This is a genomic window from Acidiphilium sp. C61 (assembly GCF_905116885.1).
GTDB lineage: Bacteria > Pseudomonadota > Alphaproteobacteria > Acetobacterales > Acetobacteraceae > Acidiphilium.
In genome coordinates this window covers 1,936,011-1,963,001 of record NZ_CAJHNI010000005.1, presented here as the reverse complement: position 1 = coordinate 1,963,001, position 26,991 = coordinate 1,936,011, and the positions used below count along the sequence as shown (strand labels likewise).

At 69.9% G+C, this 26,991-nt stretch carries 23 protein-coding genes; 11 read left to right on the top strand and 12 right to left on the bottom strand.

Going from position 1 to position 26,991, the window contains the following annotated elements:
* Positions 1 to 38 precede the first annotated feature (38 nt).
* The 7 genes from rfaE1 to HUW10_RS12020 all read left to right on the top strand — a co-directional run bounded on the left by rfaE1 (position 39) and on the right by HUW10_RS12020 (position 8,513).
* Positions 39 to 1,499: a D-glycero-beta-D-manno-heptose-7-phosphate kinase gene (rfaE1, locus tag HUW10_RS12050; protein ID WP_174503730.1), complete on the top strand. Its 1,461-nt coding sequence runs from the start codon at positions 39 to 41 to the stop codon at positions 1,497 to 1,499.
* A gap of 30 nt (positions 1,500 to 1,529) precedes the next feature.
* Positions 1,530 to 2,642: a four-carbon acid sugar kinase family protein gene (locus tag HUW10_RS12045; RefSeq protein ID WP_174503729.1), complete on the top strand. Its 1,113-nt coding sequence runs from the start codon at positions 1,530 to 1,532 to the stop codon at positions 2,640 to 2,642.
* A gap of 66 nt (positions 2,643 to 2,708) precedes the next feature.
* On the top strand, positions 2,709 to 3,779 hold the full coding sequence (pdxA, locus tag HUW10_RS12040) for a 4-hydroxythreonine-4-phosphate dehydrogenase PdxA (protein ID WP_236656364.1): 1,071 nt from the start codon (positions 2,709 to 2,711) through the stop codon (positions 3,777 to 3,779).
* 102 nt (positions 3,780 to 3,881) lie between these two features.
* Positions 3,882 to 4,973, top strand: coding sequence for a substrate-binding domain-containing protein (locus tag HUW10_RS12035; RefSeq protein ID WP_174503728.1), 1,092 nt, complete (start codon positions 3,882 to 3,884; stop codon positions 4,971 to 4,973).
* Between the two features lie 33 nt (positions 4,974 to 5,006).
* Positions 5,007 to 6,575, top strand: coding sequence for a sugar ABC transporter ATP-binding protein (locus tag HUW10_RS12030; protein ID WP_174503727.1), 1,569 nt, complete (start codon positions 5,007 to 5,009; stop codon positions 6,573 to 6,575).
* A complete protein-coding gene (locus HUW10_RS12025) occupies positions 6,562 to 7,566 on the top strand; it encodes an ABC transporter permease (RefSeq protein WP_174503726.1) in 1,005 nt (334 codons plus the stop codon). The genes HUW10_RS12030 and HUW10_RS12025 overlap by 14 nt, the downstream gene beginning before the upstream one ends.
* Entirely contained in the window at positions 7,563 to 8,513 is a 951-nt protein-coding gene (locus tag HUW10_RS12020) for an ABC transporter permease (RefSeq protein ID WP_236656362.1), read from the top strand. Before HUW10_RS12025 ends, HUW10_RS12020 begins: the two co-directional genes overlap by 4 nt.
* Before the next feature lie 109 nt (positions 8,514 to 8,622).
* Here HUW10_RS12020 and HUW10_RS12015 read toward each other — a convergent pair whose 3' ends face one another.
* The 3 genes from HUW10_RS12015 to HUW10_RS12005 form a co-directional block, all read right to left on the bottom strand.
* Positions 8,623 to 9,108: a hypothetical protein gene (locus HUW10_RS12015; protein WP_174503725.1), complete on the bottom strand. Its 486-nt coding sequence runs from the start codon at positions 9,106 to 9,108 to the stop codon at positions 8,623 to 8,625.
* A gap of 144 nt (positions 9,109 to 9,252) precedes the next feature.
* Positions 9,253 to 9,702: a manganese-binding transcriptional regulator MntR gene (gene mntR / locus HUW10_RS12010; RefSeq protein ID WP_174503724.1), complete on the bottom strand. Its 450-nt coding sequence runs from the start codon at positions 9,700 to 9,702 to the stop codon at positions 9,253 to 9,255.
* A gap of 60 nt (positions 9,703 to 9,762) precedes the next feature.
* Entirely contained in the window at positions 9,763 to 10,953 is a 1,191-nt protein-coding gene (locus HUW10_RS12005) for an MFS transporter (protein WP_174503723.1), read from the bottom strand.
* A 91-nt stretch (positions 10,954 to 11,044) separates the two neighbouring features.
* Here HUW10_RS12005 and gltX point away from each other — a divergent pair, with 91 nt between their 5' ends.
* A complete protein-coding gene (gene gltX / locus HUW10_RS12000; protein ID WP_174503722.1) occupies positions 11,045 to 12,379 on the top strand; it encodes a glutamate--tRNA ligase in 1,335 nt (444 codons plus the stop codon).
* 117 nt (positions 12,380 to 12,496) lie between these two features.
* Here the strand turns inward: gltX and HUW10_RS18545 are convergent, their stop codons facing one another.
* On the bottom strand, positions 12,497 to 13,186 hold the full coding sequence (locus HUW10_RS18545) for an OmpA family protein (protein WP_291343432.1): 690 nt from the start codon (positions 13,184 to 13,186) through the stop codon (positions 12,497 to 12,499).
* A gap of 380 nt (positions 13,187 to 13,566) precedes the next feature.
* Here HUW10_RS18545 and pyc point away from each other — a divergent pair, with 380 nt between their 5' ends.
* The gene (pyc, locus tag HUW10_RS11990; protein WP_371808628.1) at positions 13,567 to 16,986 is read left to right on the top strand and encodes a pyruvate carboxylase; all 3,420 of its coding nucleotides are present in this window, start codon (positions 13,567 to 13,569) and stop codon (positions 16,984 to 16,986) included.
* A 155-nt stretch (positions 16,987 to 17,141) separates the two neighbouring features.
* On the opposite strand, the gene HUW10_RS11985 is transcribed toward pyc, so the two are convergent.
* The 7 genes from HUW10_RS11985 to HUW10_RS11955 form a co-directional block, all read right to left on the bottom strand.
* Entirely contained in the window at positions 17,142 to 18,371 is a 1,230-nt protein-coding gene (locus HUW10_RS11985; protein ID WP_236656361.1) for a glycosyltransferase family 4 protein, read from the bottom strand.
* Positions 18,372 to 18,396: 25 nt separating this feature from the next.
* Positions 18,397 to 18,744 carry a Grx4 family monothiol glutaredoxin gene (gene grxD / locus HUW10_RS11980; protein ID WP_174503719.1) on the bottom strand — a complete coding sequence of 116 codons (348 nt, stop codon included), beginning with the start codon at positions 18,742 to 18,744 and terminating at the stop codon, positions 18,397 to 18,399.
* A 31-nt stretch (positions 18,745 to 18,775) separates the two neighbouring features.
* Positions 18,776 to 19,009, bottom strand: a complete 234-nt coding sequence (locus HUW10_RS11975; RefSeq protein WP_174503718.1) for a BolA family protein — start codon at positions 19,007 to 19,009, stop codon at positions 18,776 to 18,778.
* A 17-nt stretch (positions 19,010 to 19,026) separates the two neighbouring features.
* A complete protein-coding gene (purL, locus tag HUW10_RS11970) occupies positions 19,027 to 21,210 on the bottom strand; it encodes a phosphoribosylformylglycinamidine synthase subunit PurL (RefSeq protein ID WP_174503717.1) in 2,184 nt (727 codons plus the stop codon).
* On the bottom strand, positions 21,207 to 21,902 hold the full coding sequence (gene purQ, locus HUW10_RS11965; protein ID WP_174503716.1) for a phosphoribosylformylglycinamidine synthase subunit PurQ: 696 nt from the start codon (positions 21,900 to 21,902) through the stop codon (positions 21,207 to 21,209). The genes purL and purQ overlap by 4 nt, the downstream gene beginning before the upstream one ends.
* Before the next feature lie 67 nt (positions 21,903 to 21,969).
* Complete coding sequence (locus HUW10_RS11960; RefSeq protein ID WP_174503715.1) at positions 21,970 to 22,830, bottom strand: 4-(cytidine 5'-diphospho)-2-C-methyl-D-erythritol kinase; 861 nt, start codon at positions 22,828 to 22,830, stop codon at positions 21,970 to 21,972.
* Positions 22,831 to 22,841: 11 nt separating this feature from the next.
* On the bottom strand, positions 22,842 to 24,539 hold the full coding sequence (locus HUW10_RS11955; protein WP_174503714.1) for a hypothetical protein: 1,698 nt from the start codon (positions 24,537 to 24,539) through the stop codon (positions 22,842 to 22,844).
* 135 nt (positions 24,540 to 24,674) lie between these two features.
* Here HUW10_RS11955 and apaG point away from each other — a divergent pair, with 135 nt between their 5' ends.
* Together apaG and folE are read left to right on the top strand one after the other, a co-directional pair.
* Complete coding sequence (gene apaG, locus HUW10_RS11950; RefSeq protein WP_236656360.1) at positions 24,675 to 25,103, top strand: Co2+/Mg2+ efflux protein ApaG; 429 nt, start codon at positions 24,675 to 24,677, stop codon at positions 25,101 to 25,103.
* A gap of 136 nt (positions 25,104 to 25,239) precedes the next feature.
* Complete coding sequence (gene folE / locus HUW10_RS11945) at positions 25,240 to 25,878, top strand: GTP cyclohydrolase I FolE (RefSeq protein ID WP_174503713.1); 639 nt, start codon at positions 25,240 to 25,242, stop codon at positions 25,876 to 25,878.
* Positions 25,879 to 25,959: 81 nt separating this feature from the next.
* Here folE and HUW10_RS11940 read toward each other — a convergent pair whose 3' ends face one another.
* Entirely contained in the window at positions 25,960 to 26,946 is a 987-nt protein-coding gene (locus HUW10_RS11940; RefSeq protein WP_174503712.1) for an aldo/keto reductase, read from the bottom strand.
* Positions 26,947 to 26,991: the final 45 nt, after the last annotated feature.

Here is a 26,991-nt window from a genome sequence, read left to right as displayed (position 1 = left end):
GCTTGCCGGCCGGCGCCGGCCAAGCTAGCGAGAGAGTCATGTCGGAACATGTTGGGTATGATCTGATCTCGGCGATCCGGGGTCTGGCGCGGGCGAACGTTCTGGTGGTGGGCGACCTGATGCTCGACCGCTATGCCTATGGCCGCGTCGAGCGGATCAGCCCGGAAGCCCCGGTGCCGATCCTGACGGTGACGCGGGAAATCGCGATGCCGGGCGGGGCGGGCAACGTCGTGCGCAATCTCACCGCCCTCGATGCCGCTGCGGCGTTCGTCTCCGTGGTGGGGGACGACCAGGAAGGCTCCGACCTCACCGCGCTGATCGGCGGGCAGCCGAATGTGGAGCCGTGGCTGCTGGTGGAGACCGGCCGGGCGACAACGGTGAAGACGCGCTACATCGCCGCCGGCCAGCACCTGATCCGGGCCGATCGCGAACTGGCGGCGCCGCTGCCTGAAAAACTCGGCGACAGGCTGCTCAAGATCGCCTCCGATGCGATGGCGGCAACCTCGGTCACCGTCCTGTCAGACTATCGCAAGGGGGTGCTCGCGCCCGCGATCTGCCGCAACCTGATCGCCAGCGCCCGCTCGATCGGGCGGATGCTGATCGTCGATCCCAAGGGGGCGGACTGGTCGCATTATGCCGGGGCCGACGTCATCACCCCGAACCGCCGCGAACTCGCCGAGGCAACGGGAAGCGATGTCTCGACGGAGGCCGCGATCGTGGCGGCGGCGCGTGAGGCGATCGGCCGGTTCGGGTTCGGCGCCGTGCTGTGCACGCGCTCGGAGGATGGCATGAGCCTCGTCACCGCCGATACGGTCAGGCATTATCCGGCGGAGGCCTCCGAGGTCTATGACGTCTCCGGCGCGGGGGATACGGTCGTCGCCGTGCTCGCGGCCGGGCTCGCAAGCGGCCTCGACCTCGATGTGGCGGCAAGGCTCTCCAACATCGCGGGCGGCCTGGTCGTCGGCAAGGTCGGCACCGCCGTGGCCCGCCCCAACGACCTGATGGACGCGGTGAAACCGGCATCCGGGGCGCTGCGCAAGGTGGTGACCCGGCAGGTTGCCGCCGAGGCGGCGGAACGCTGGCGGCAGCGCGGCTGGCGGGTCGGCTTCACCAATGGCTGTTTCGACCTGCTGCATCCCGGTCATGTCCACCTGCTCGAACAGGCCCGCGCCGGATGCGACCGGCTGATCGTCGGCATCAACGCCGACAGCTCGGTGCGCCGCCTCAAGGGGCCGACCCGTCCGGTCCAGCCGGAAGCGGCCCGCGCGGCGGTTCTGGCGTCGCTGGCAAGCGTTGATCTCGTGGTGATCTTCGAGGAGGACACGCCGCTCGACCTGCTTTCGGTCATCCGGCCGGACGTGCTGGTGAAAGGCGCGGACTATACGCACGACACCGTGGTGGGCGCCCGCGAGGTAGAGTCATGGGGCGGGCGCGTGATGCTCGCCGAACTCCTGCCCGGCCATTCCACCACGGCAACGGTTACCCGCCTGCGCGGCTGAACGCCGGAGCGATGCGCGGGAGGGGCCAGGATGACATCCATACGCCTTGTCGCCGATGACCTGACCGGCGCGCTGGATGCGGCGGTGCAGTTCACGGTCCTCGATCGTGATCTTGCGGTCCTGCTCGATGCGAAGACCCGCGGCGCAGTGCCCGCCAGCGCCGCGATCAGCACCAATGCGCGGGATCTGGACGCCGCTGCGGCAGCCACGCGGATGGACGGCGCGGCCGGCTTCCTCGCGGGGGCCGAACTCAGGTTCCTGAAGATCGACAGCCTGCTGCGCGGGCACTGGCCGGAGGCCATCGCGATGGCGCTGCGGGCCGGGCCGGACCAGCTCTGCATTTTCGCGCCGGCCTTCCCTGCCCAGCAGCGGATCACGCGGGACGGGCGGCAATACGCCCCCCGCGCGGATGGCGCGCTCGTGCGGCTGGAGCGCAGTGCTGCGCATGAGCTTGCGAGGGTGGGGCTTCGCACCGCGCACATACCGGCAGGGGTTGCGGCCGATGCCGGCCTCGCCGCCGCGCCGGGGACGGTGCTGGTCTGCGATGCGATCAAACAGGACGATCTGGACCGGCTCGTCGCCGCAGCACGGAGAGACGGCCCACCGATCCTCTGGTGCGGCAGCGCCGGTCTCGCCCGCGCGCTCGCGGGGCGCGCGCCGCCGGTGATCGTGCCGCGCCCCGGGCTGCGGCTGGTGATCATCGGCTCGAACCATTGTGTGACGCGCGGGCAGATCGCCGCGGTTCCGGCAGCGGCGGCGGCACGGATACCGCTCGACGAGGATGCAGAGCGGGCGGCCCTTCGCATTGCGGCCAGCCTTGAGCATGGCAATTGCATCGTCACACCGGGGCTGCCCGACGGATTGGCGGCCGATGCCGCCGCCGCCGCCATCGAGGCCCGCCTGCGCGCAACCCTGCCGAGGCTGGCGAAACCCGCCGAGATCGTCGTGATCGGCGGCGAAACGCTCGACGCGGTATGCAGGGCCGTCGGAGCGGACGCCCTGCATCCGGGCGGTGAGATCGTGTCCGGCGTGCCGGTTTCCCGGATGATCGGCGGCGCGTGGGACGGGACAACGCTGATCTCGCGGTCGGGCGCCTTCGGCGGGCCGGATTTCCTCGCCCGCCTGCTCGCCGCCGACGCGTGAACCGGAGGCAACGGCCGGGCCGCGATTGTTGACAGCACAACCGCGCTGGATCATGGTAGCGCTGTCATGATGTCTGGGGGCTGGCCGGTGGGCGTTGCGCGTATCGCGATCACGATGGGTGATCCGGCCGGGATCGGTCCGGAAATCGTTGCCAGGGCGGCGGCACGGCTGCAGGGGCGAATCGCCACCGGCGACTTGTCCCTCGTGGTGACCGGATCGGCGCGCAGCCTTGCGGAGGCCTGCGAGCGGCTGAACCTGCACCCGCCTTTCGAGACCCTGCCGGCCGACCGCGCGGGGGGCGCGCTGCCGCCTTTGGCGGTGGTGGAGGCGGGGCCGGACGCCGCCGGCATCGTCCCCGGCAAGGTATCGGCGGTGGCGGGCGAAATCGCCTACCAGTCCATCGCGCTCGCCGTGCGGATGGCCATGGCGGGGCAGGTCGATGCGATCTGCACCGCGCCGATCAACAAGGAAGCGCTCAACCTCGCCGGCCATCACTATGGCGGCCACACCGAGCTTCTCGCCGACCTGACCGGGGCGCGCAACTCGGTGATGTTGCTGGTTCACGGCAACATGCGGGTGAGCCATGTCTGCACCCATGTCGCGCTGCGGGACGTGCCGGGGCGGCTGACCCGGGAGCGGCTGCGCCAGGTGGTCGAACTGACATCGGGGGCGCTGCACCTTCTGGGCATCGCCCGGCCGCGGATCGCCATTGCCGCGCTCAACCCCCATGCCGGCGAGAACGGGCTGTTCGGCCGGGAAGACATCGACATCACCACTCCGGCGATCGAGGAGATGCGCCGCGACGGCCACGACCTGACCGGGCCGGTTCCGGGCGATACCGTGTTCGTCAAGCTGCGCGCCGGCCAGTTCGACGCCGTCGTCGCGATGTATCACGACCAGGGGCACATTCCGGTCAAGCTGCTGGGGTTCTCGGTCGACCCCGCGACCGGCGAATGGCAGGCCCTGAGCGGCGTGAACGTGACGCTCGGCCTGCCGATCATCCGCACCTCGGTCGATCACGGAACCGCATTCGACATTGCCGGCAAGGGGATCGCCAGCGAGCAGAGCCTGATCGAGGCGATCGACTGCGCGATGCAGCTCTCCCGCGGCCGGCAGGAAGCCGGCGCGGAGGCATGACGAGGCCGCAACGCCGCCGCACACCGGTCAAGGCCAACCCATCAACGACCAACCGGCCCGCCACGGGAACACCCCGGGCAGCCAGACAGGGAGGATAACAACATGCGTCATTCCATCGTTTCCGCTCTTGCCGCGGCGACCATGCTCGCCGCGACGGGCACCGCCGCCGCCGACAGCCTCGTCGCGCCAAAAAGCCTCGCCGCCTGCTTCGTCCCGCAGACGGCAGCGACGCCGATGGTCACGGCCAAGGCGAAGCACGGGCCCTACAAGATCGCGTTCAGCAACTCGTATTACGGCAACAACTGGCGCACCGAGATGCTGAACATCGCCCGCGCCTATGTGAAGCAGCCGGCGGTTGCGAAATACATCTCGAAATTCGAGATCCAGAACGCCGGCAACAACGTCGCCCAGCAGGTCGCACAGATTCGCCAGATGATCCTGAGCGGGTACAACGCCATCGTCGTCGATGCCGCATCGCCCTCCGGCCTGAACAGCGTCATCAACGAGGCGGTCAATCACGGCATCGTCGTCGTCGCCTTCGACAATACGGTGACGACCGACAAGGCGATCAACATCAACGAGGATCAGGCGGCGATGGGCCGCATGTGGGCGCAGTTCCTCACCAAGGAAACCGGCGGCAAGGGCAAGATCCTGATGGTCCGCGGCCTTGCCGGCACGACGGTCGACAATGACCAGGGCGACGGCGCCATGGCCGTGTTCAAGACAGCGGCGGGCCTCACGGTCAAGCAGGTCTATGGCAACTGGGATGTCGGGGTGAACCAGAAGGTCACCGCCGATGCGCTCTCGACCAGCCACGATGTCGCCGGCGTCTGGGGCACCGAAGGGGCCACCGGCGCGCTGCAGGCCTTCCTGCAGGTCAAGGCGAAGCTGGTGCCGATGACCAGCGAATCGGATAACGGCTTCATGAAGCTCGCGGTCGCACATCATGTCCCCGCGCTGGTCATCGGCCAGTCGCCGGCGCTGGCCGCCGCCGCCATCCGCGCGGCGATCGCCGCCCTCGACGGCCAGAGCCTGCCGCGCACCGCGAACATTCCGCTCAACCCGGTGACCACGGCGCAGATGAAGGCCGGCGTCAACTACTTCCCGAAGCTGCCGAACAGCTTCGTCACCGATATCGACATTCCGCAATGCGGGGTGAAGATCCCGGTCGGCGCCGTGGTGCACGGCAGCTGAGCACGGCGGCGCAGGAACACGAGGGCAAGGACGGTGCCGATTGCGGCTGACGGCGCCCGGCGGGCGGACGGCGCGGATGCTGCATCCGCGCCGACGCTGGCGGCAGTCGGCCTGTCCAAGCGTTTCGGCGGCGTCGTCGCGCTGCGGCGGGCCGATCTCGCGCTCTATCCGGGCGAGGTTCACGCCTTGCTCGGCGCGAACGGCGCCGGCAAGAGCACGCTGGTCAAGCTGCTCGCGGGCATCGAGCCGCCGGATGACGGCACGATCACCGTCGGCGGTGCCGCCATGCGCTTCGCCAGCCCGCACGCCGCCCTCGCCGCCGGCATCGCCACCGTGCACCAGGAGCTGTCGCTCTTTCCGAGCCTGAGCGTTGCCGAGAACATCCTCATCGGCCAGGAACCCCTGCGCGGCGGGCACTGGATCGACGCGGCGGCGATGCGCGAGCGGGCGCGGGGCTTGCTGGAGATGCTGGGGGCGTCCGATATCGACCCCGATGCGACGGTGGGCGACCTGCCGCTGGCCCAGGCGCAGCTGGTCGAGATCGCAAAGGCGCTGTCGACCGATCCGCGCGTGCTGATCCTTGACGAGCCGACCTCCGCCCTCTCCATCGCCGAGGTCGACCACCTGATGACAGTCATCGAACGGCTGCGGGACCGTGGCACGGCCATCGTGCTGATCTCGCACCGGCTCGGCGAGATCGAGCGGCTGGCGGACCGCGTGTCCATCCTGCGCAGCGGCGAGAAGGTCGGCGAGTTTCCGCCCGGCGATTTCAGCCGCGACAAGGCGCTGGCCCTGATGCTGGGCGAGGCCTGGCAGGAGCGCCAGGAAGCAGCCGCCGCCTATGCCGGACGGCCGGACGACACGATCCTGCGCGTCGACGGCCTTACCCTTGCGCCGCATTTCACCGATATCGGCTTCGAGCTTCGCCGCGGCGAGGTGCTCGGCCTCGCCGGTCTCGAAGGCCAGGGCCAGAAGGAATTCCTGTTCGCCCTGTTCGGCCTGTTCCGCCGCGGGCTGGAGGGGATCATCGAGGTCGGCGGCAAGGCCTTGCGGCCGCGCCAGCCGCGCGACGCCATCGCGGCGGGGATCGCGATGATCCCGGATGACCGCAAGACGCTCGGCGGCTTTCTCGGCCTCAGCATCGCGGAAAACATCGCCATCACCGTGCTCGGCGCGCTACGCCGGGGTTTGCTGCTCAGCCGGCGCGCCGAGGCGGACCTCGTCGATGAATATGTCCGCCGCCTCGGCATCAAGTGTTTCAGCGGTGCGGCACCGCTCGGCAGCCTGAGCGGCGGGAACCAGCAGAAGGTCGTCGTCGCCAAATGGCTGGCGCGGCGCATGCCAGTCTATGTGTTCTGCGACCCGACACGGGGGGTGGATGCCGGGGCGCGGCGCGAGCTTTTCGGCGTGATCCGCGACCTCGCGGCGCAAGGGACCGCCGTGCTGTTCTACTCGACCGACATTTCGGAGTTTCCGCTGCTGTGCCACCGCGTTCTGGTCTTCCGCGAGGGCCGCGTTTCCGGATCGCTCGAAGGTGCGGCGATCACGGAGCAGAACATTCTCGATCTCTCCTTCCACGAGGCCGCGCATGAAGCCGCCTGAGACCGCGCGCCCCGCAGCACATCGCCGGCGCGGGCGGCTGGAGAAGCATCTGGGGCCGGTGTCCTGCGCCATCGGCCTTGCCGTGGTGATCGGGCTCTATGCGCTGCGCCAGCCGCTGATCCTCTCGCCCTTCGGCATCGCCAGCCTCGCCAATGTCTCGGTGCCGCTCGCCCTTGCCGCGATCGGCCAGACCATCGTGCTGCTCGGCGCCGGGCTCGACCTGTCGATCGGCGCGGAGATCACCCTGGTCAACTGCTTCGCGGCGACGACGATGCAGGGCAGCCCGCTCGGCATCGGCGGCATCGTCGTGCTGTCGCTGCTGATCGGGCTCGGGCTCGGCGCGGTGAACGGGCTGATCATCGCCTATGGGCGGGTGGAACCACTGATCGCCACCTTCTGCACCTCGTTCATCTATGGCGGCGCGGCGCTGATCGTCCTGCCGCGGCCGGGCGGGACGATTCCGGCCGGCTTCGCCAATGCGCTGACCGGGAACTGGGGCATATTGCCGTTCTCGCTGGTGCTGCTGGCGGCGGCGGTGCTGCTGGCCTGGATTCCGGTGTTCCGCGCCCGCCTCGGCCGCTTCATCGTCGCGGTCGGCGACGATGCCGAAAGCGCGCGTGTCTCCGGCCTGCCGGTGCGCCGCGTCGAAATGATCAGCTACGTGCTGGCCGGGCTGTTCGCCGCGATCGCCGCCCTGTTCCTCGCCGCCGAGACGACATCCGGCGACCCCACGATCGGCAGCATCTACACGCTGAACTCGCTGGCCGCCGCGGTGCTCGGCGGCGTTGCCCTCACCGGCGGGCGCGGCACGGTGGTCGGGCCGATCCTCGGCAGTTTCCTGCTCTCGATCATCCTCAACGCCCTTGGCGTCTTCAACGTCTCCGCCTTCTGGCAGGATTGCATCGAAGGACTGATCCTGATGACCGTCCTTGCCCTTGGCGGGCTGCGCCTGCTGCGCGGCGGCAACTGGCTCGCGGTTCTACGGTCGTGACGGCGCTCTCCGGCATCGCGATCCGGCCGGCGGCGCGGCGGGCGCTGCTCGCCTATCTCATTCTCCTGCTGGTCTATGGCTGCGCCGTCGCGGTGAATCCCGAGTTCCTCGGCTGGGGAACGCTGCGGCTGCAACTCGTGCAGGCGACCTTCATCGGCCTGATCGCGATCGGCGAGACGCTCGCGATCCTGATCGGCCAGATCGACCTTTCGGTGCCGTGGACGATCACGTTCTCTGCCATCCTCAGCACCAACCTCGCCTCGGTCTACGGCCATCAATGGGTCGCCTTCGCGGTCGTCATCGCGATCGGCGTCGGGGTAGGGCTGCTGAACACGCTCGGCGTGTTCGTGCTGCGGGTGCACGCTCTGATCTGGACGCTCAGCGTCAACCTCCTGCTTCAGGGGGTCACGCTGGTCTATACCAATGCGGTCGCGCCGACGACCCATATTCCCGGCGCCGCGCGCGCCCTCGCACTCGGCAATGTGGGGAGCGTGCCGGCGGCGTTCCTGGTGTGGATTGCCTGCGGGGGCGCTGCCATCATCGCCTTGCGCAGGATGCCGTTCGGCCGCTCGGTCCATGCGATCGGCAACAGCCCGGCGACGGCGCTGCTCTCGGGCGTGCCGGTCGCGCGCGTGCATGCGCTGGTCTTCATCACCAGCGCGCTCTGCGCGGCCTTTGTCGGGCTGTTGCTGAGCGGCTATTCCTCGCAGGCCTATCTCGGCATGGGCAACGACTATCTGCTGCCGCCGATTGCCGCCGTGGTGATCGGCGGCACCCGGCTCTCCGGCGGCGAGGGCGGCTATGCCGGCAGCATCGCCGGCGCGCTCACCGTTGTCCTGCTTCAGGCCATCCTGGTGACGCTGAACATCTCCGAGGGCGCGCGCCAGCTGATCTTCGGCGCCATCCTGCTCGCGCTGGCGCTGCTGTTCCTGAAGCGCCGGTCATAGGGCACTTTCCGATCAGATGGGGTCATCTGATCGGATGATGCTCTAATTATCAATGAGATAGAGCACGTTCCGATCCAAAAGGATCGAAAAGTGCTCCAGATCCTCGCGGTCAGCGGCCGCCGCGCCCACCGCCGCCCATACCGCCGCTCCCCATGCCGCCGCCAATTCCGCCCATGCCGGTCCCGACGCCGCCGCCGGACATGCCGGGTGCGCCGCGTGTCTGCGACTGGGTTTGGGCCTGATCGCGAGCCTGGGCTCTCTCGCGCTCCTGAATCCGCGCGTGTTCCTGCTCGCGCTCGCGGTCACGCTCGTGCAGGCGTTCCTGCTCGCGCGCACGGAGCCGCTCGGTCTCGGCGTCGTCCCGCTGGTGCAGCCGATCCTGCTGGCGCTCGCGCAGGCGCTGCTGGTCGAGCAGGCGCTGCTGGTCCCGCGTGCGCGTCTGATCCTGGGTGCGCAGCTGATCCTGGGTGCGGGTCTGGTCCTGGGCGCGGGCACGGCCGGCGGCGAGCGCGGCGAGGCCGGACGCGGTGAACACGAGAACGGCGCGGCGGGCCGGGCTGAACGATCCCGCGGAACGGGGACGATGGATGAACATGGCGACTGGTCTCCTCTGCCTGTGCGCTGCGCTGGCGCGCCGATGGCACGCCGGCAGGCAGACGCTAGGCGGAGGCAGCCGATCTCCCCTTGATCCAGCGCAAGCAGACCCCTGCCCGTTTGGACAACGACAAGCCGGGACAGATCAGCTGCGGGACTGGAGATAGCGGCTGAAGGCGTTCAGCGCGATGTCCGACACGTGGTGCTCGATGCCCTCGGCATCGGCCTCGGCGGTTTCCGGCGGCACGCCGACCGCCTTGAGCAGGGCGACGACCAGCCGGTGGCGAGTGCGCACGCGCTCGGCCAGCGCCTGGCCCGCCTCGGTGAGGAAGACGCCACGATAGGGCTTCGCGGTGGCCAGCCCCTCGCGCTTGAGCCGGGCGATGGTCTTCACCGCGGTCGGGTGCGAGACGCCGAGGCGGCGGGCGATGTCGATCGGGCGCGCCTCGCCGTTGATTGCGATCAGGTCGGCGATCAGCTCGACATAATCCTCAAGCACGGCGCTCGCCTGCGCCGTGCGCGCCTTGCCGAAGCGGCGCGCCTGGGTGGGCTCGGCAGGCAGGTCATCAGGCGGGGGGTTCACGGCAGCTGGCATCTCGGTCTCCGCATCGGCCCTGAATAGCCGCCCCGACGGCGAAACGCCAACCGCGCGCGGTCAGTGCAGCTTCGGCAACCAGAGCGCGACAATGCCAAGCGCCGGCAGCACGGCGCAGATCTGGTAGACGGTGGTGATGCCGCTCCAGTCCGCCACCACGCCGAGGCCGGCGGCGCCGAGCCCGGCGAGGCCGAAGGCGAGGCCGAAGAACAGGCCGGAAACCGCGCCGACCCGGCCCGGCACCAGTTCGTTGGCATAGACCACGATCGAGGCGAAGGCCGAGGAGAGGATCAGTCCGATGATGACGGAGAGCACCAAGGTCATCGTCTCGCCGGCATAGGGCAGGGCGAGGGTGAAGGGCAGCACGCCGAGGATGGAGCCGATGATCACGGTGCGCCGGCCCACCCGGTCGCCGATCGGCCCGCCGATCATGATTCCCGCCGCGGCGGAAGCGAGGAAGATGAAGAGGTGGATCTGCGCCGCCCGCACCGACATGCCGAAGCGGTGCATCAGGTAGAAGATGTAATAAGAGTTGATGCTGGCGAGGTAGACGAATTTCGACATCATCAGCACGCCGAGCAGGATGAGCGGCACCAGCACCTTGCGCGTGTCGACCGCGGCGGCTTTCGGGGCGGTGCGCGGGCGGGGCCTGGCGTGGCCGCTGGCGCGGAACCAGTGGCCGAGCGCGGTGAGGATCACCATGCCGCAGAGAGCGGCGATCGCGAACCAGGCCATGCTCGCCCGGCCGCGCGGCAGGATGAAGAAGGCCGCGAGCAGCGGGCCGAGGGACTGGCCGAAATTGCCGCCGACCTGGAAGATCGACTGGGCGAAGCCATGCCGGCCGCCGGAGGCGGCACGGGCGATGCGCGCCGATTCGGGATGGAATATCGAGGAGCCCATGCCGAGCAGGCAGGCGCCGGCCAGCAATATGTCGTAGCTCGGCGCCCAGGCGATGGTGACGATGCCGGACATCGACAGCGCCATGCCCACCGGCAGCGAGTAGGGCAGCGGCCGTGCATCGGTATAAAGGCCGACGAGCGGCTGCAGCAGCGAGCCCGTGGCCTGGTAGACCAACGTGATCAGGCCGATCTGGGCGAAGTTGAGATTGAAACCGCCCTTGAGCAGCGGATAGACCGCTGGCAGCAGAACCTGCAGCAGGTCGTTCAGCATATGGCAGATGCCGACGCCGACAAGCACGGCCATGGCGGCGCGGCCGGTGGCCGGCGGACGGGTCTGGACAGTTGCGCTCACGTTTCGATCTCCCGGACGAGACGCGGTTATGCCATGAAAATGCATCCCCGGCCTCTCGCCCGGCGCAATCATGCCATGCTAGCGGAGGGACATGGTCAAGTTCCGTTTCGCACCCTCCCCCACCGGTCATCTCCACGCGGGCAATGCAAGGCTCGCGGTGGTCAACGCTCTCGCCGCGCGGGCGATGGGCGGCACGCTGCTGCTGCGCATCGACGATACCGACCGCGAGCGCTCGAAGCCGGAATACGAGGCGGGGATCGAGCAGGATCTGCGCTGGCTCGGCATTGCCTGGGACGAGGCGGCGCGGCAGTCCGACCGGATGGACCGCTACGCGGCGGCGGCCGAGCGGCTGAAGGCGGCGGGGCTGCTCTATCCATGTTTCGAGTCGGAGGAGGAACTCGCGGCGAAGCGGGCGTTGCGGGCGAAGCGGCATCTGCCGCCGGTCTATGACCGGGCGATGCTGAGCCTGACGGCCGAGCAGCGTGCGGCGGCGGAAGCCGGCGGCAAGCGGCCCTATTTCCGGTTCAAATTGTCGGACGGGGCGGTGGCGTGGAACGACCTGGTGCTGGGCCGGCGGGAGGTGGTGCTCGGCACCGTGTCCGACCCGGTGCTGATCCGCGCCGACGGCACGCCGCTCTATACCTTCACCTCGGTGGTCGACGATCTGGAGCTGGGGGTGACGCATGTGATCCGCGGCGAGGACCATGTGACCAACACGGCGGTGCAGATCGACCTGATGCGCGCGCTGGAGCCGCGGCGGGCGGTGCCGGCCTTCGGCCATCTGCCGCTGATTTCGGACGTGACGGGCGAAAAACTGTCGAAGCGGGCGGGCAGCGTTTCGGTGCGGCAGTTCCGCCGCGACGGGATCGAGGCGATGGCGCTGGTGTCGTACCTGGCACGGCTGGGCAGCCGGCGCGATCCTGAGCCGCTGACGCTGGAGGAGCTGGCGGGGACATTCGACCTCGGCGATTTCTCGCGCGGGGCGCCGCGCTTCGATCCGAAGCAATTGCTGGCGCTGAACCGGCGGGTGCTGCACGCGCTGCCTTTCGAGGCGGTGGCCGCGCGCCTGCCCGAGGGGTGCGGCGCAGAATTCTGGATGGCGGTGCGGGGGAATCTGGACCTGCTGTCGGAATCGCGGCTGTGGTGGGAGGTGGTGAGCGGCGAGATCGAAACGCCGTCGCTGCCGGAGGCGGCTTCATTGCTGCGCGCCGCGATCGAGGCGTTGCCGCCGGAGCCGTGGGACGAGACGACCTGGAAGGGATGGACCGGGGCGGTGGCGGCGGCGAGTGGGGCGCGGGGCAAGGCGCTGTATCTGCCGCTGCGGCTGGCGCTGACCGGGGAGAGCCACGGGCCGGAGCTGGCGGCGCTGCTGCCGCTGATCGGCCGGGCGCGGGCCGCGGCGCGACTGGAGCGCGCCGCAGGATAATCGGCGCGACTGGAACGCATTGCGGGATGATGTCGCGGCTGCGCCGCGCCGCGGAATAACCAGCGCGGCGCCCGCGCCGGTGCGAATACGGCGCGGGGCGAACAGGCAGGCGCGCGGTCAGCCGGCGGGGCTGGCCGGGGCTGCGACGTAGATTTCGACGCGGCGATTGGCCGCGCGGCCGGCGGCGGTGGCGTTGCTCGCGACCGGGTTTTGCGGGCCCATGCCGGAGGTGGCGATGCGCTGCGGTGCGACACCCTGGGCGGTGAGGAACGCCTTCACGCTGTCGGCCCGGTGCAGGGAAAGCGGATAGTTGATCGCGTTCGAACCGGTATTGTCGGTATAGCCGATCACCTGCACGGATTCCGCCGGATTCTGCGCGAGGCCACTGGCGAGCTGCCCGAGAATGGGATCGATCCGCGGGTTGAGATTGGCGCTGCCGGTCGCGAAGCCGGCATTGGCGGGGATGTTGATCTTGAGCCGGTTGTCGGCGGTGCGGCTGACCTGCACCCCGGTGCCCTGGGCGGTTTGCTGGAGTTGCTGCTGCTGGGCCTGGAGATGCTGGTTCCAGAGATAGCCGCCGAGAGCGCCGGCCGCAGCGCCGCCGGCCGCCCCGATGAGCGCGCCGCGCGCATGGCCGCCGCTGGCCAGCGCGCCGATCAGCGCGCCGCCGGCCGCTCCGATCAGGGCGCCGCCGGCGGTGCTGGTGGCGGCGCCGTTCCCCTGGCCCGGTTGCTGGGCGCAGCCGGCAAGCAGGGAGACGGCGACCAGCGCCGAGGCGGTTCGTTTCAGGGCCTTCGATTGGGACATTGTCTGCTCCTTGTTCCTAGAGCACTTTCCGATCCTTTTGGATCGGATGTAGTGCTCTATCATACTGACAAACCGATCATCTTTATCCGATCAGATGATTCCATCTGATCGGATGATGCTCTAGCGCCTGCCGCCATGTCGGGCCGGATGGCGGCGCCACCAGCGGCGGGGTGTGGTGATTAACGATCCGTTTTTAAACGTGTTGAATGTTATGGTTCGTTATTAAAGCATTCGCGGGCGAGAGGAAACCGCCGGTCTCGCCACGGGTTTTTCGCAACGCACAAAAACGCCTTGCCCTCGCCGCCGGGTGCCCATAGGCTCCAGTCTTCAAAAAATGACAAAGGAGGCACAGGGCGGTGCAGACATTCAGGCGGCTTCTGGTGGCGAACCGATCGGAAATCGCGATCCGGGTATTCCGGGCGGCGACCGAGCTCGGGATCACCACGATCGGCGTCTATGCCGAACAGGACAAGCTGTCGCTGCACCGCTTCAAGGCGGACGAGGCCTATCTGATCGGCGAGGGGATGGGGCCGATCGAGGCGTATCTGTCGATCGAGGAGATACTGCGCGTCGCCGAGGAGGCGAAGGCGGACGCGATTCATCCGGGCTACGGGTTTTTGTCGGAAAATCCGGAATTCGCCGAGGCCTGCGCGGCGCGGGGGATCGCGTTCATCGGACCGGCGCCGCAGACGATGCGCACGCTGGGCAACAAGGTGGCCGCAAGGCAGCTCGCGGAGAGCGTGGGCGTGCCGGTGATGCCGGCCTCCGCACCGCTGCCGCGCGATGCGGCGGAGATCGGGCGGATCGCCGCGGAGATCGGCTATCCGGTGATGCTCAAGGCTTCCTGGGGCGGCGGCGGGCGCGGCATGCGGCCGATCGAGAGCGCGGAGGGGCTCGCCGAACAGGTGGAGACGGCGCGGCGCGAGGCGCTGGCGGCGTTCGGCAATGACGAGGTGTATTTCGAGAAGCTGGTGCGGCGGGCGCGGCATGTCGAGGTGCAGATCCTCGGTGATACGCACGGCAATCTCGTGCACCTGTTCGAGCGGGACTGCACGATCCAGCGGCGGCACCAGAAGGTGATCGAGCGCGCGCCGGCGCCGTATCTCGATGCCGAGACGCGCGCCGGGCTGTGCGCGGCGGCGCTGGCGATCGGCCGGGCGACCGATTACCGCAACGCCGGGACGGTGGAGTTCCTGCTCGACCGCGAGACCGGGCGGTTCTATTTCATCGAGGTCAATCCGCGCATCCAGGTGGAGCACACGGTGACCGAGGTGGTGACCGGGCTCGATATCGTGAAGGCGCAGATCCGCATCGCCGAGGGCGGGCAGATCGGGCGGCCGGGCGAGACCGGGATTCCGGCGCAGGAGGCGATCGTGCTCGACGGGCACGCGCTGCAATGCCGGATCACCACGGAAAACCCGGAGAACAATTTCATTCCGGATTACGGACGAATTTCCGCCTATCGCGGGGCGTTCGGCTTCGGCATCCGCCTCGATGGCGGGACGGCCTATTCGGGCGCGGTGGTGACACGCTTCTATGACGCGCTGCTGGAGAAGGTGACGGCCTGGGCGCCGACGCCGGAGGAGGCGATCGCGCGGATGGTGCGGGCGATCCGCGAGTATCGCATCCGCGGGGTGAGCACCAACCTGCCCTTCCTCGAGGCGCTGCTGACGCATCCCGCGTTCCGCGCCGGGGATTACACCACGCGGTTCATCGACACCACGCCGGAGCTGTTCGCCCTGCCCCGCCGGCGCGACCGGGCGACGCGGCTGCTGCGCTACATCGCCGACGTGACGGTGAACGGCCACCCGGAGACGCGGGGGCGGCGGCGGCCGGCGGCGAGCGCGCGGCGGCCGGAGGTGCCGCGGCTGGCGGCGACGCCGGTCGAGGGGACGAAGCAGGTGCTGGAGCGGCTCGGCCCCGAGGGGTTCGCGCAATGGATGCGCGCGCAGACGCGGGTGCTGGTGACCGACACGACGATGCGCGACGCCCACCAGTCGCTGCTGGCGACGCGGATGCGCAGTTACGACATCGTCGCCGCCTCGCCCGCCTACGCCGCCGGGCTGCCGGGGCTGTTCTCGCTCGAATGCTGGGGCGGGGCGACCTTCGACGTCGCCATGCGGTTCCTGACCGAGAGCCCGTGGGAGCGGCTGCGCCAGATCCGCGAAGCGGTGCCGAACATCCTGTTGCAGATGCTGCTGCGCGGGGCGAACGGGGTGGGCTACACCAATTACCCCGACAACGTGGTGCGGCATTTCGTGCAGCGCGCGGCGGCGGGCGGGATCGACCTGTTCCGCATCTTCGACTGCCTCAACTGGGTGGAGAACATGCGCGTCGCCATCGATGCGGTGCGGCAGAGCGGGCGGCTGGCCGAGGGGGCGATCTGCTACACCGGCGACATTCTCGACCCCGACCGGGCGAAATATTCGCTGAACTACTATGTCGGGCTGGCGAAGCAGCTGGAGGCGGCGGGCTGCCACATCCTCGCGATCAAGGACATGGCGGGCGTGCTGAAACCCTCGGCGGCCGGCGTGCTGGTGCGGGCGCTGAAGGAGGCGGTGGGGCTGCCGATCCATCTGCACACGCATGACACGTCGGGGATTTCGGCGGCGACGGTGCTGGCCGCGGTCGAGGCCGGGGTGGACGCGGTGGATGCGGCGATGGACCCGATGTCCGGCCTGACCTCGCAGCCCTGCCTCGGCTCGCTGGTGGAGGCGTGGCGGCATACCGAACGCGACGCCGGGCTCGACCCGGTGGCGATCCGCCGGCTCTCGTTCTACTGGGAGGCGGTGCGGGCGCAGTATGCGGCGTTCGAGAGCGACCTGCAGTCCGGCGCGTCGGAAGTGTATCTCCACGAGATGCCGGGCGGGCAGTTCACCAACCTGCGCGAGCAGGCGGCCTCGATGGGGCTGGCCGAGCGCTGGCACGAGATCGCCCGCGCCTATCGCGACGTGAACATGATGTTCGGCGACATCGTGAAGGTGACGCCGTCGTCGAAAGTGGTGGGCGACATGGCGCTGATGATGGTCAGCCAGGGCCTGTCGGTGGGCGACGTGCTCGACCCGACGCGGGAGATCGCCTTCCCGGCCTCGACCATCGAGATGCTGCGCGGCGATCTCGGCCAGCCGCCGGGCGGATGGCCGGAGGCGTTGCAGGCGAAGGCGCTGCGCGGGGATGCGGCCTATACCGTCCGCCCCGGCTCGCTGCTGGCCCCCGCCGATCTCGACGCCATGCGCGCCGAGGCGGAGAAGCGCTGCGGTGCCAGGATCGACGAGGACGAGCTGGCCGCCTATGCGATGTATCCCGACGTGTATGCCGCCTATCGCAAGGCGCGCGGGCATTACGGGCCGGTGGCGGTGCTGCCGACGCCGGTGTTCTTCTACGGGATGGAGCCGGGCGAGGACATCGCCGTGGATATCGAGCCGGGCAAGCGGCTGGTGATCCGGCTGCAGACGCTGACCGAGACCGACGATGACGGCGATGTGCGGGTATTCTTCGAGCTGAACGGCCAGCCGCGCATGGTCAAGGTGCCGAACCGGGCGGCGACGCCGACCCGCGCCCACCGGCGCAAGGCGCAGGAGCAGGCCGAGGGCGAGATCGGCGCGCCGATGCCCGGCGTGATCGCCAGCGTGCTGGTGACCGAGGGCCAGGCGGTGACGCAGGGCGAGGCGCTGGTCGCGATCGAGGCGATGAAGATGCAGACGCGGATTTCCGCCCCGCGCGACGGCCGGGTGAAGGCGCTGCACGTGAAGCCGGGCGATGCGGTGGACGCGAAGGACCTGCTGGTCGAGCTGGCATAGAGCATGATCCGATCAGATGGAATCATCTGATCGGATAAAGATGCTCGACTTATCAATATGATAGAGCACGACATCCGATCCTGATGGATCGGAACGTGCTCTAGCCAGTTGCCCCCGAACATCGCCGGCGCAAGACCGAGGTTTGGGGGCACCACTCAGGCGCGCTGCAACGCCTCGTCGAGCGTGGCGAAGATGGTGGCCGGCGCGTAGTGGCGGCGGATATAGGCGAGCGCCTCCGCTTCGCCCCCGCCATGGGCGAGGGCAGCAAGAATGGTGGCCCCGAAGCTGGCCGCGCTGTCCGCCGTGTAGACCGGCATGCAGCCATCCGGCGCGAGGCCGGCCCGCGCATCCGGGGTCGCCACCGTCCAGAGGCCATGACGGGCATAGTCGAGCAACTTCACCTTGAGGCCGGACCCGGCCCGCAGCGGGGCGATGGCGAGGCTCGCGGAGTGCAGCAACGGCGCGAGATCGGCGATGCGGCCGAGCCGGTGCACCCCGGCGGGCAGGCGGCCGAGTGCTGCGCCGCAATCGCCGGCGAGGTCGAGCCGCAGCAGCGGCCGGGCGCGGCGCAGGCCGGGCCAGATCTCGCGCAGGAACCAGCGCAGCCCGTCGAGATTAGGCAGGTTGTCGGAGCCGACGAAGACCAGCCGGTCCGCATGACGGGCAGCGCCGGGCGGGCGCGGCAGCGGGACGGCCGGCATCGGCACGGTCAGCACACGCTGTGACGGGCACATGCCCCGCAACAGCGCGGCCTCTTCGGGCTGGATGGCGACCAGGGTGCCGGCGCGGGCCAGCAGGGCGGCCTCCTGCGCGCGGTCGAGCTCGGCGGGAGCGACGCTGTAGCCGGCGAGGCGCAGTGCTGCGTGGCGGCGATGAAACACATCGTGCGTGAGCAGCACCGTCGGGATGCCGGACAGGGACGGCTCGTCGAGCAGCGGCGCGCGGAAGATAGTGTCGATCAGGATCGCGTCGGGCCGGCTGGCGGCGATGCGCCCGGCGATCCAGCCGGAATCGGCGGCCGAGATGCTGGCGCCGAGCACGACATCGGTGCCGCCGCGGCGCGGCAGCAGCCAAGGGGCAACGCGGCGCAGCAGGGCGGCAGCGGCGGCGCGCGGCTCGGCGGCGACGAGGAGGCGGCCGACGCGGAACAGGCGGCGGCCGGCAACCGGCACCGTGCCGGGGGCAAGACGCATCACCGGGGCGGGCAGGCGCGGGCGGGTCAGGTAGAGATCGACCGTGTGGCCGGCAGCGCGCAGATGGGTGATGAGCGCATGATTATAGGCAAGATGACCGGCCGCGCCGGGGCGCGGCCATTCATCGGTCACGAAGCAGAAGCGGCGGGCCAGCCCATCGCGCGGCATGACGGCGAGGTGCGCTGTCGGCACCGCGGAACCGGACCCGCCGGAACGCTCAGGCGCCGGTCTTGGCGATTCCGTTCTGGTCGAACAGGGTCTGCAACTCGCCGGACTGGAACATCTCGGTCACGATGTCGCAGCCGCCGACGAATTCGCCCTTGACGTAGAGCTGGGGGATCGTCGGCCAGTTGGAGAACTGCTTGATGCCGTCGCGCAGCTCGGCGTCTTCCAGCACGTTCGCGGTCTTGAAGGGCACGCCCATGTGGGTGAGGATCTGCACCACGCGGGCAGAGAAGCCGCATTGCGGGAACATCGCCGTGCCCTTCATGAAGAGCATGACGGGGTTTTCGTCGACGGCGGTCTTGATGCTGGCGAAGGCCTGGTTTTCGGTGGCCTGGCTCATGGGGTATCTCCTGGGAAAATGGACGCTGGCGTCACTCGGGCGCCGAAGTCTGCAGCGCGAGGGCGTGCAGCACCCCGCCCATCCGCCCCTGCAGGGCGGCATAGACGAGCTGGTGCTGGCGCACCCGCGAAAGGCCGCGGAACTGCGCGCTGACGACGGTCGCGGCATAGTGCTCGCCATCGCCGGCGAGGTCTTCCACGGTGATCCGTGCGTCCGGCAGGGCGGACTTTATCATGTCCTCGATTTCGGCGGCCGACATGGCCATGGGCTTGTCCTCGTCGTTCAGGCGAACCAGCGCGCGAAAAACGCCTCGTGCGCGGCACGGATATCTTGCAGAGATATGGCGATGCCATCAGGGCCTGTCAAATGCTCGCCGCCGCTGCTTCCGAGGCCGCGCGCGGGGATGCCGGCGGCGGCGGCGGCGGCGAGCAGGGCGGCGCCATCGGACGTCGCCGCGATGTAACGGGCCTGGTCCTCGCCGAACCAGAATGCGTGCGGGGCGATCCCCGCGGGGATGGCGGCCAGCGCGATGCCGGTGTTGCCTGCGAGCGCCATTTCGGCGAGGGCGACGAGCAGGCCGCCATCCGCCACGTCATGGCAGGCGGCGATGGCGCCGGCGTGGATCTGGCGCCGGACGAAATCGCCGTTCCGCTTCTCGGCGGCAAGGTCGAGCGCGGGCGGCGCGCCGTCCTCGCGGCCAAGGATTTCGCGGAGGAAGAGCGAGGCGCCGAGTTCGCCTCTTGTTTCGCCGATCAGCACGAGATCGAGGCCGGGGGCGAGGGCGATGCCGGTGGCGGCGGCGCCATCCTCGATCACGCCGAGGCCGCCGATCGCCGGGGTGGGCAGGATCGCGGTGCCCTCGGTCTCGTTGTAGAGCGAGACGTTGCCGGAGACGATCGGGTAGTCGAGCGCGCGGCAGGCTTCGCCCATGCCGCGGATGGCGGCGACGATCTGGCCCATGATCGCGGGTTTTTCCGGGTTGCCGAAATTGAGGTTGTCGGTCACGGCGAGCGGGGTGGCGCCGGTCGCGGTGATGTTGCGCCAGGATTCGACGACGGCCTGCGCGCCGCCGGTCTCGGGATCGGCGAAACAGTAGCGCGGCGTGCAGTCGGTGGTCAGTGCCAGGGCGCGGCGGCTGCCCTCGATGCGGACAATGGCGGCGTCGGCCTGGCCGGGACGGCGCAGCGTCTGCCCGCCGACGGTGCCATCATACTGGTTCCAGATCCAGGCGCGGGAGGCGAGGTCGGGGCAGCCGATCAGGGCGAGCAGGGCGGCGCCGGGCGCGAGCGGGCTTTCGACCGGGCCGAGCGGGGCGGGTTTCGCGGGTTCGACCCAGGGACGCTCGTAGAGCGGCGCCTGGTCGGCCAGCGGGGCAAGCTCGATATCGGCCTCGACCCTGCCCTGGTGCTTAACCACGATGCGGCCGGTGTCGGTGATGTGGCCGATGACGGCGAAATCCAGCTCCCATTTCTCGAAGATGGCGCGGGCCATGTCTTCGCGGCCGGGCTTGAGGACGATGAGCATGCGCTCCTGGCTTTCGGAGAGCATCATCTCGTAGGCGGACATGGCGGTCTCGCGCTGGGGCACGGCGTCAAGCTCAAGCTCGATGCCAACACCGCCCTTCCCCGCCATCTCGACCGAGGAGGAGGTGAGGCCGGCGGCGCCCATGTCCTGGATCGCGACGATGGCGTCGGTCGCCATCAGTTCGAGGCAGGCCTCGATCAGCAGCTTCTCGATGAACGGGTCGCCGACCTGCACGGTGGGGCGCTTTTCCTCGGCATCGGCGCCGAATTCGGCGGAGGCCATGGTCGCGCCGTGAATGCCGTCGCGGCCGGTTTTCGAGCCGACATAGACGACCGGGTTGCCGATGCCGGCCGCCGCCGAGAGGAAGATGCGGTCCTGCGCCGCGATGCCGACGGTCATCGCGTTGACCAGCGGATTGCCGTTGTAGGAGGGGTGGAAATTGGTCTCGCCGCCGACGGTAGGCACGCCGACGCAGTTGCCGTAGCCGCCGATGCCGCGGACCACGCCATCGACCACGCGCTTCGTCACCGGCAGCGACGGATCGCCGAAGCGCAGCGCGTTGAGATTGGCGACGGGGCGGGCCCCCATGGTGAAGACGTCGCGCAGGATGCCGCCGACGCCCGTCGCCGCCCCCTGGTAGGGCTCGATGAAGCTCGGGTGGTTGTGGCTCTCCATCTTGAAGATCGCCGCCTTGCCCTCACCGATATCGACGACGCCGGCATTCTCGCCGGGGCCGTGGATCACCCAGGGGGCGGTGGTCGGCAGCGTTTTCAGCCAGATGCGGGAGGATTTGTAGGAGCAGTGCTCGGACCACATCACCGAGAAGATGCCGAGCTCGGTGAGCGTCGGCACCCGGCCCATGATGGCGAGGACGCGGTCGTATTCCTCCGCGGCGAGGCCAAAGGAGCGGGCCAGCGCGGCGTCGATCACCGTGGGGTTCATGCCGCCCTCCCGATGGCGTTGAGACTGTCGAACAGGGGTTTGCCGTCGGTGCCGCCGGTGGCCGGATCGACCAGGTTTTCCGGGTGCGGCATCAGGCCGAGAATGCGCAGGCCGGGCGCGTAGATGCCGGCGATGTTGCGGGCGGAGCCGTTGAGATTGGCGGCCTCGGTCGCCGCGCCGGTTTCATCGACATAGCGGAAGGCGACCAGCCCCTCGCCTTCCAGGCGGTCGAGCGTTGCGGGATCGGCGATGTAATTGCCATCGCCATGCGCCATCGGGGCGCGGAAGACGGCGCCCTTGTCATACTGGCCGGCGAAGACCGTGTCGTTGCGCTCGACGCGGAGGCGGCAGTCCATCGAGAGGAAGCGCAGCCCGGCATTGCGCAGCAGCGCGCCGGGGAGGAGCTGCGCCTCGGTGAGGATCTGGAAGCCGTTGCAGACGCCGAGCACATAGCCACCGCGCTTCGCGTGCTCGACCACGGCGCGCATCACCGGGGACTGCGCCGCCATCGCGCCGCAGCGCAGGTAGTCGCCATAGGAGAAGCCGCCGGGGATCACCACGAGGTCGAGCCCGGCGAGATCGATCTCGCGGTGCCAGACAAGGCGCGGCTTCACGCCGAGACTCGCCTCGAGGGCGATGGCGATGTCGCGTTCGCGGTTGATGCCGGGGAAGAGGATGATGCCTGCGCGCATGGTTCGTGCTCCGTCTTGCCGCGTCTTGCCCGTCCCGGGCGGGGGATGCAACCGGGGCGGGACGGGTTCAGCCCTGCGCCGGGGCGATCTGCCCCTCCCCGCCCCAGCACCACCAGTCCGCGCGGCGGAGGCGGGCGGCGGCGCGGCGGGCGGCTTCGGCGTCGGGGAACAGGCCGAAACAGGTCGCCCCCGAGCCGCTCATCCGCGCCAGCAGGCAGGATTCGGAGACGGCGATGGCGGCGAGCGCCTCGGCAATGATGGGTGCCAGGGTGATGGCGGCGGATTGCAGGTCATTGCCGAGGCGGGCGAGGTCGGTCGCCATGCGCGCGGCGGTCGGCCAGCGCGCGGGCAGCACCGCCGGTGGCGAAAACCCGCCGGTCCGGGCGCGGAAAATGGCCGGGGTGGGCACCGCAACACCCGGATTGACCAGCAGCAGGCCGAAGGGGGGCAGCGCGGGCGCGGGGGCGAGGATCTCGCCGATGCCGGACATCCGCGCCGGGCGCCGGGCAAGGCAGACCGGAACATCGGCGCCGAGGCCGAGGGCGAGGTCGGCCGGGATGGGCGCCTGCCAGCGCGCCGCGAGCAGGCGCAGCGCCGCCGCGGCATCGGCCGAGCCGCCGCCGATGCCCGAGGCGACGGGCAGCGACTTGGTGAGGCGGAAGGCGGCCTCCGGCGCGCGGCCGGCATGGGCGGCGAAGCGGGTGGCGGCGCGGAGGACAAGATTGTCATCCTCGCCGGACAGCGCCGCGGCGAAGGGGCCATCGACCGCGAGCGACAGGCTGGCGGCCGGCTCGATCGCCAGTTCGTCGCCGACCGGGGGAAAGACCACGAGACTGTCGAGCAGGTGGTAGCCATCGTCGCGCCGGCCGGTGACATGGAGATGGAGGTTCACCTTCGCGCAGGCGAAGCCGGGGGAAGCTTCGGTCATGTCAGGGCCTTTCAGCGGGCGGCAACGGCCTTGAGCCGCGCCTCGATCGTTGCGCGCAGCTTCGGGTCGGGATGCAGCGAAAGCGCGCGCTCCCACTGGTGCTCGGCGGCAAGCTTGTGGCCGGCAGCGGCGTAGATGTCGGCGAGGTGGGCGTTTACCTCGGCATCGTCCGGGGCAAGATGGACGGCGTGGATCTGCGTCGTCATCGCTTCGGCGAGCTTGCCCTCGCGCAGCAGGACATAGCCGAGACTGTCGATGATCGCCCCCTCGTGCGGGTCGACGGCGAGGGCCTGGCGCAGCATCCGTTCGGCCTCGGCCAGGCGTTCGCCGCGCAGCGCCCAGGAATAGGCGAGGTAGTTCAGCACATAGGGCTGGCCGGGCGAAAGGGCGAGCGCCTCGCGCAGATCGGCCTCGGCCGGCTTCCACTGGCCGGCATGGTCCTCGGCGATGGCGCGGGCATAGAACAGCGACCAGGCGCGGGCCGGCAGCGGCTGGCCGGCGCGGGCGATCGCGGCGGTGGACAGGCGGATGGCGGCGGCGTTGTCGCCGGCGGCGCGCTCGATGTCGGCGGCAAGGGCGAGCGGCTCGGTGGCATGCGGATGGGCCTTCGCGAGCGCCGCCAGCGCCGGGAGCAGATTCCGGCCCTCGCCGAGGCCGATCAGGATGTTGGCGCGCTGGAGCAGGGCGGGGGCATAGAGCGGGTCGTCCGGCGGGATGGCGGCGAGCAGGGCGGCGGCGGCGCGGGGATGCTTGTCCTGCACGTTGTCATCGGCGGCGAGCATGCGGGCGGCGGCAAGGCCGGGCCGCAGGTGAAGCGCGAAGCGAAGCAGGAGGCGGCGCAGCAGCGGGTCCTGCCGGCGGTTGATCGTGCCGGCAAGGGTCAGATAGGCCTCGGCGATGCCGTCGGCCGCGGAGCCGATGACCGGGGTTGCGGCGGCGCGTTCGAGTGCGGGCAGGGCGATGCCGAGATCGGGATGGGCGGCCACCAGCGCGACGAGAATGGCACGGGACTGGGCGGGATGGCCGGCGCGCGCGGCGAAGCTGGCCAGCGCCTGGGCGAGCCGCAGGCTGGGCGGCCCGGCGCTGGTGGCGGCAGCTGCGGCATAGAGCCGCGCGGCCTGGGCTTCGCGCCCGGCCATGTCGGCGATCAGGGCGGCGTTCAGACGGTCGATCGACGCGAAGGCGCCGGCTTGCGCGGCGCGGTCGAGGCGCGCGATGGCGGCACCGTAATCGGCATCGCCCGCCTCGCACCAGGCGAGCAGCAGCGGCCGCACCAGGCCGGTCAGCCCCTCGGCGGGGAGGCTTGCAAACCGGGTGGCGGCGGTTTTCCAGTCGCCACGGCGCACCGCCGCGTTGGCCAGGGTCATGGCGGCGAGCGGATCGCCGGACAGGCGGGCGGCAAGCCGCGCCGCGTCGGGCCGGCCGGCCAGCGCCGCGCTGAGAAAGGCCTGGCTGGCGAGGGCGGCATTGCCGGGATCGCGCGCGAGGGCGGCGCCCAGATAATGCGCGGCGGCCTCGTGGTCGCCGGTCTGGGCGGCATAGGCGCCGGCCATGTAGGCGCCGTAGGGCGCGCGCACCGTCGGCAGGTCGGGCGCAGCGGCGGCGGACGCGCCGGGGACGGCCGCAACGCCGGCGAGACAGAGGGCAAGGGCGGCGGCGCCGCGGCGGGTGAGCGCGCGGCGCAGCGCCGCGACCGTAAGCCTGTGCATGGGGGTCTACCTACTCCCGATCCGCCGCGCGGTCACGCCCAGGGGACGGGCGGCATGGCTTGTCGTCCGCCGTGGCGGGGTTTACAGATTGATGAAGGTCGGGGCCCGGCCACAGGAGACGATAACGGCGACGCCATGACCACCCGACGCGTTCACCAGACCGACGACATGTTCGTCAACGAGGATGCCAGGATCAGGGTCAGCATCCGGGCCATTTTCCTTGAGGACCAGTCGCGCCCGGACGAACGCCATTTCGTCTGGGCCTATCAGGTGCGGATCGAGAACGTGGGACAGGTGACGGCGCAGCTTCTGCGGCGGACCTGGACGATCACCGACGCCACCGGCCATGTCCAGCACGTTCATGGGCCAGGGGTGGTGGGCGAGCAGCCGGTGCTCGACCCGGGCGACACGTTCGAATACACCTCCGGCACACCGCTGGAGACGCCCTCGGGGTTCATGTCGGGCATTTTCCACATGGTCGCGGTGGATAGCGGGGAGGAGTTCGACGTGCCGACGCCGGGCTTCAGCCTCGACAGCCCGCACGCGGACCATCGGCTGCATTGAGGCCGCGGATGCGCCGCACGGACGCTCAGGCGGGCAATGACGGGAACGCGGGTTGCGGGGATCGAATCCCCGACCATATCGCGTCTCATTCAGCGGCTGACTGACGGCCGTGCCCGACAAGAAGGGAGACAAGCCCGTGGATATCCGCACGCCGCCACACCAGCTCGACAGCACCGACCATGACGACCGCCCCAGCCGCGAGGAGGCGGAGGCAGCGATCCGTACGCTGATCCGCTGGGCCGGAGACGACGCGACCCGCGAAGGCGTGATCGACACGCCGGCCCGCGTCGCCCGCGCCTATGAGGATTTCTTCCGCGGCTATCGCGAAGACCCGGAGGCCATCCTCTCGCGCACCTTCGAGGAAACCGAGGGCTATGACGAGATGGTGCTGCTGCGCGACATTCGCGTTGAATCGCATTGCGAGCATCACATGGTCCCGATCATCGGTGTGGCGCATGTCGCCTACCTGCCGAACCGGCGGGTGGTGGGGATCAGCAAGCTCGCCCGCGTGGTGGATGCCTATGCGCGGCGCCTGCAGATCCAGGAAAAGCTGACGGCGCAGATCGCCAACACGATCAACGAGGTGCTGCAGCCGCGCGGCGTTGCCGTCGTGATCGAGGCCGGGCACGAATGCATGTCGACCCGCGGGGTGCACAAGCCGGGCGTGTCGATGGTGACCAGCCGGATGCTCGGCGTATTCCGCGACGACGCCTCGACGCGGCGGGAATTCCTCGCGATGATCCAAGGACGGCGCTGCACCGGCTTCGAGACCTGATCGCGCGGCCGATCGCGGGCAGGGCAAGCCGCGCGCGGCGCTGAAATGTCGTCGCGGGGGAACGTTCCCTCGCGCCGCTGCTCAGCGGCCGAACGTGGCCATCTGCTCCGGCACCTGCCGGGCGCCGGCGGCAGCGCCCGGCGGCACCGCCCGCATCAGCCGGCCGAGATCCTCGGCGGATAACGGCACTTCGAGCGCACCGAGATTTTCATCGAATTCCGCCTCCGACCGCGGGCCGGGGATCGGCACCACGTCGCTCCCCTGGGCCAGCAGGAAGGCAAGCGCCAGCTGCGCCGGGGTGCAGCGCAGGCGGTGCGCCATGTCCTCGACGATGTGCACGAGCGCGACGTTGCGGGCGAAATTCTCGGCGAAGAAGCGCGGCTGGGCGCGTCGTGCGTCGCCCTCGGGGAGGTCTTCGGGCCGGTGCAGCGTGCCGGTGAGCAGGCCACGGCCGAGCGGCGAGGCGGCGATGAACCCGATATTGAGCGCGCGGACGCAGGCGAGCGTGTCGGCCTCCGGGTCGCGGGTCAGCAGCGAATATTCGCTCTCGACCGCGGCAAGACGGTGAGTGGCATGGGCGCGGCGGATGCTGTCCGGCGCCGCCTCGGACAGGCCGAGGAAGCGCACCTTGCCCTCGGCGACGAGGCGGGACATCTCGCCAACCGAGTCCTCGACCGGAATGGCGGGATCGACGCGGTGAAGGATCAGCAGGTCGATCGTGCCGGTGCCAAGGCGGCGCAGGCTGGCCTCGCAACTGGCGCGCAGATGGGCGGGCGAACCGTCGATGCCGAGAAAGGCGCCGTCGGCCCCGCGGCGGATGCCTGCCTTGGTGGCGACCACGACCTGGTCGCGGATCGGCGCGAGGCAACGCCCGAGCAGGCTCTCGCTGGCACCAAGGCCATAGACATCGGCGGTATCGAAGAAACAGATCCCGCGCTCGACGGCGCGCCGAACCAGCGCCTCGGCGGCGGCCAGCTCCGGGCCGGCGGCGTTTGGCCCGGCCAGGGCCATGCAGCCGAAGCCGAGCGCGGAGACGACCAGCGATCTGCCAAGCCTGCGTTCGTTCATCGCCCCTCCCCGGGATTGCGGCGGATGCGGTGTATCAGCGATGGG

Bases quoted from the DNA above. Each gene is read 5' to 3' on its own strand.
- HUW10_RS12025 (WP_174503726.1), top strand. From the start codon at position 6,562: ATGAAGCCGCCTGAGACCGCGCGCCCCGCAGCACATCGCCGGCGCGGG.
- HUW10_RS11960 (WP_174503715.1), bottom strand. From the start codon at position 22,830: ATGACCGAAGCTTCCCCCGGCTTCGCCTGCGCGAAGGTGAACCTCCAT.
- HUW10_RS11955 (WP_174503714.1), bottom strand. From the start codon at position 24,539: ATGCACAGGCTTACGGTCGCGGCGCTGCGCCGCGCGCTCACCCGCCGC.
- purL (WP_174503717.1), bottom strand. From the start codon at position 21,210: ATGAACCCCACGGTGATCGACGCCGCGCTGGCCCGCTCCTTTGGCCTC.
- HUW10_RS11975 (WP_174503718.1), bottom strand. From the start codon at position 19,009: ATGGCCATGTCGGCCGCCGAAATCGAGGACATGATAAAGTCCGCCCTG.
- HUW10_RS18545 (WP_291343432.1), bottom strand. From the start codon at position 13,186: ATGTCCCAATCGAAGGCCCTGAAACGAACCGCCTCGGCGCTGGTCGCC.
- grxD (WP_174503719.1), bottom strand. From the start codon at position 18,744: ATGAGCCAGGCCACCGAAAACCAGGCCTTCGCCAGCATCAAGACCGCC.
- gltX (WP_174503722.1), top strand. From the start codon at position 11,045: ATGGTCAAGTTCCGTTTCGCACCCTCCCCCACCGGTCATCTCCACGCG.
- purQ (WP_174503716.1), bottom strand. From the start codon at position 21,902: ATGCGCGCAGGCATCATCCTCTTCCCCGGCATCAACCGCGAACGCGAC.
- pdxA (WP_236656364.1), top strand. From the start codon at position 2,709: ATGATGTCTGGGGGCTGGCCGGTGGGCGTTGCGCGTATCGCGATCACG.
- apaG (WP_236656360.1), top strand. From the start codon at position 24,675: ATGACCACCCGACGCGTTCACCAGACCGACGACATGTTCGTCAACGAG.
- HUW10_RS11940 (WP_174503712.1), bottom strand. From the start codon at position 26,946: ATGAACGAACGCAGGCTTGGCAGATCGCTGGTCGTCTCCGCGCTCGGC.
- rfaE1 (WP_174503730.1), top strand. From the start codon at position 39: ATGTCGGAACATGTTGGGTATGATCTGATCTCGGCGATCCGGGGTCTG.
- mntR (WP_174503724.1), bottom strand. From the start codon at position 9,702: ATGCCAGCTGCCGTGAACCCCCCGCCTGATGACCTGCCTGCCGAGCCC.
- HUW10_RS12035 (WP_174503728.1), top strand. From the start codon at position 3,882: ATGCGTCATTCCATCGTTTCCGCTCTTGCCGCGGCGACCATGCTCGCC.
- HUW10_RS12045 (WP_174503729.1), top strand. From the start codon at position 1,530: ATGACATCCATACGCCTTGTCGCCGATGACCTGACCGGCGCGCTGGAT.
- HUW10_RS12015 (WP_174503725.1), bottom strand. From the start codon at position 9,108: ATGTTCATCCATCGTCCCCGTTCCGCGGGATCGTTCAGCCCGGCCCGC.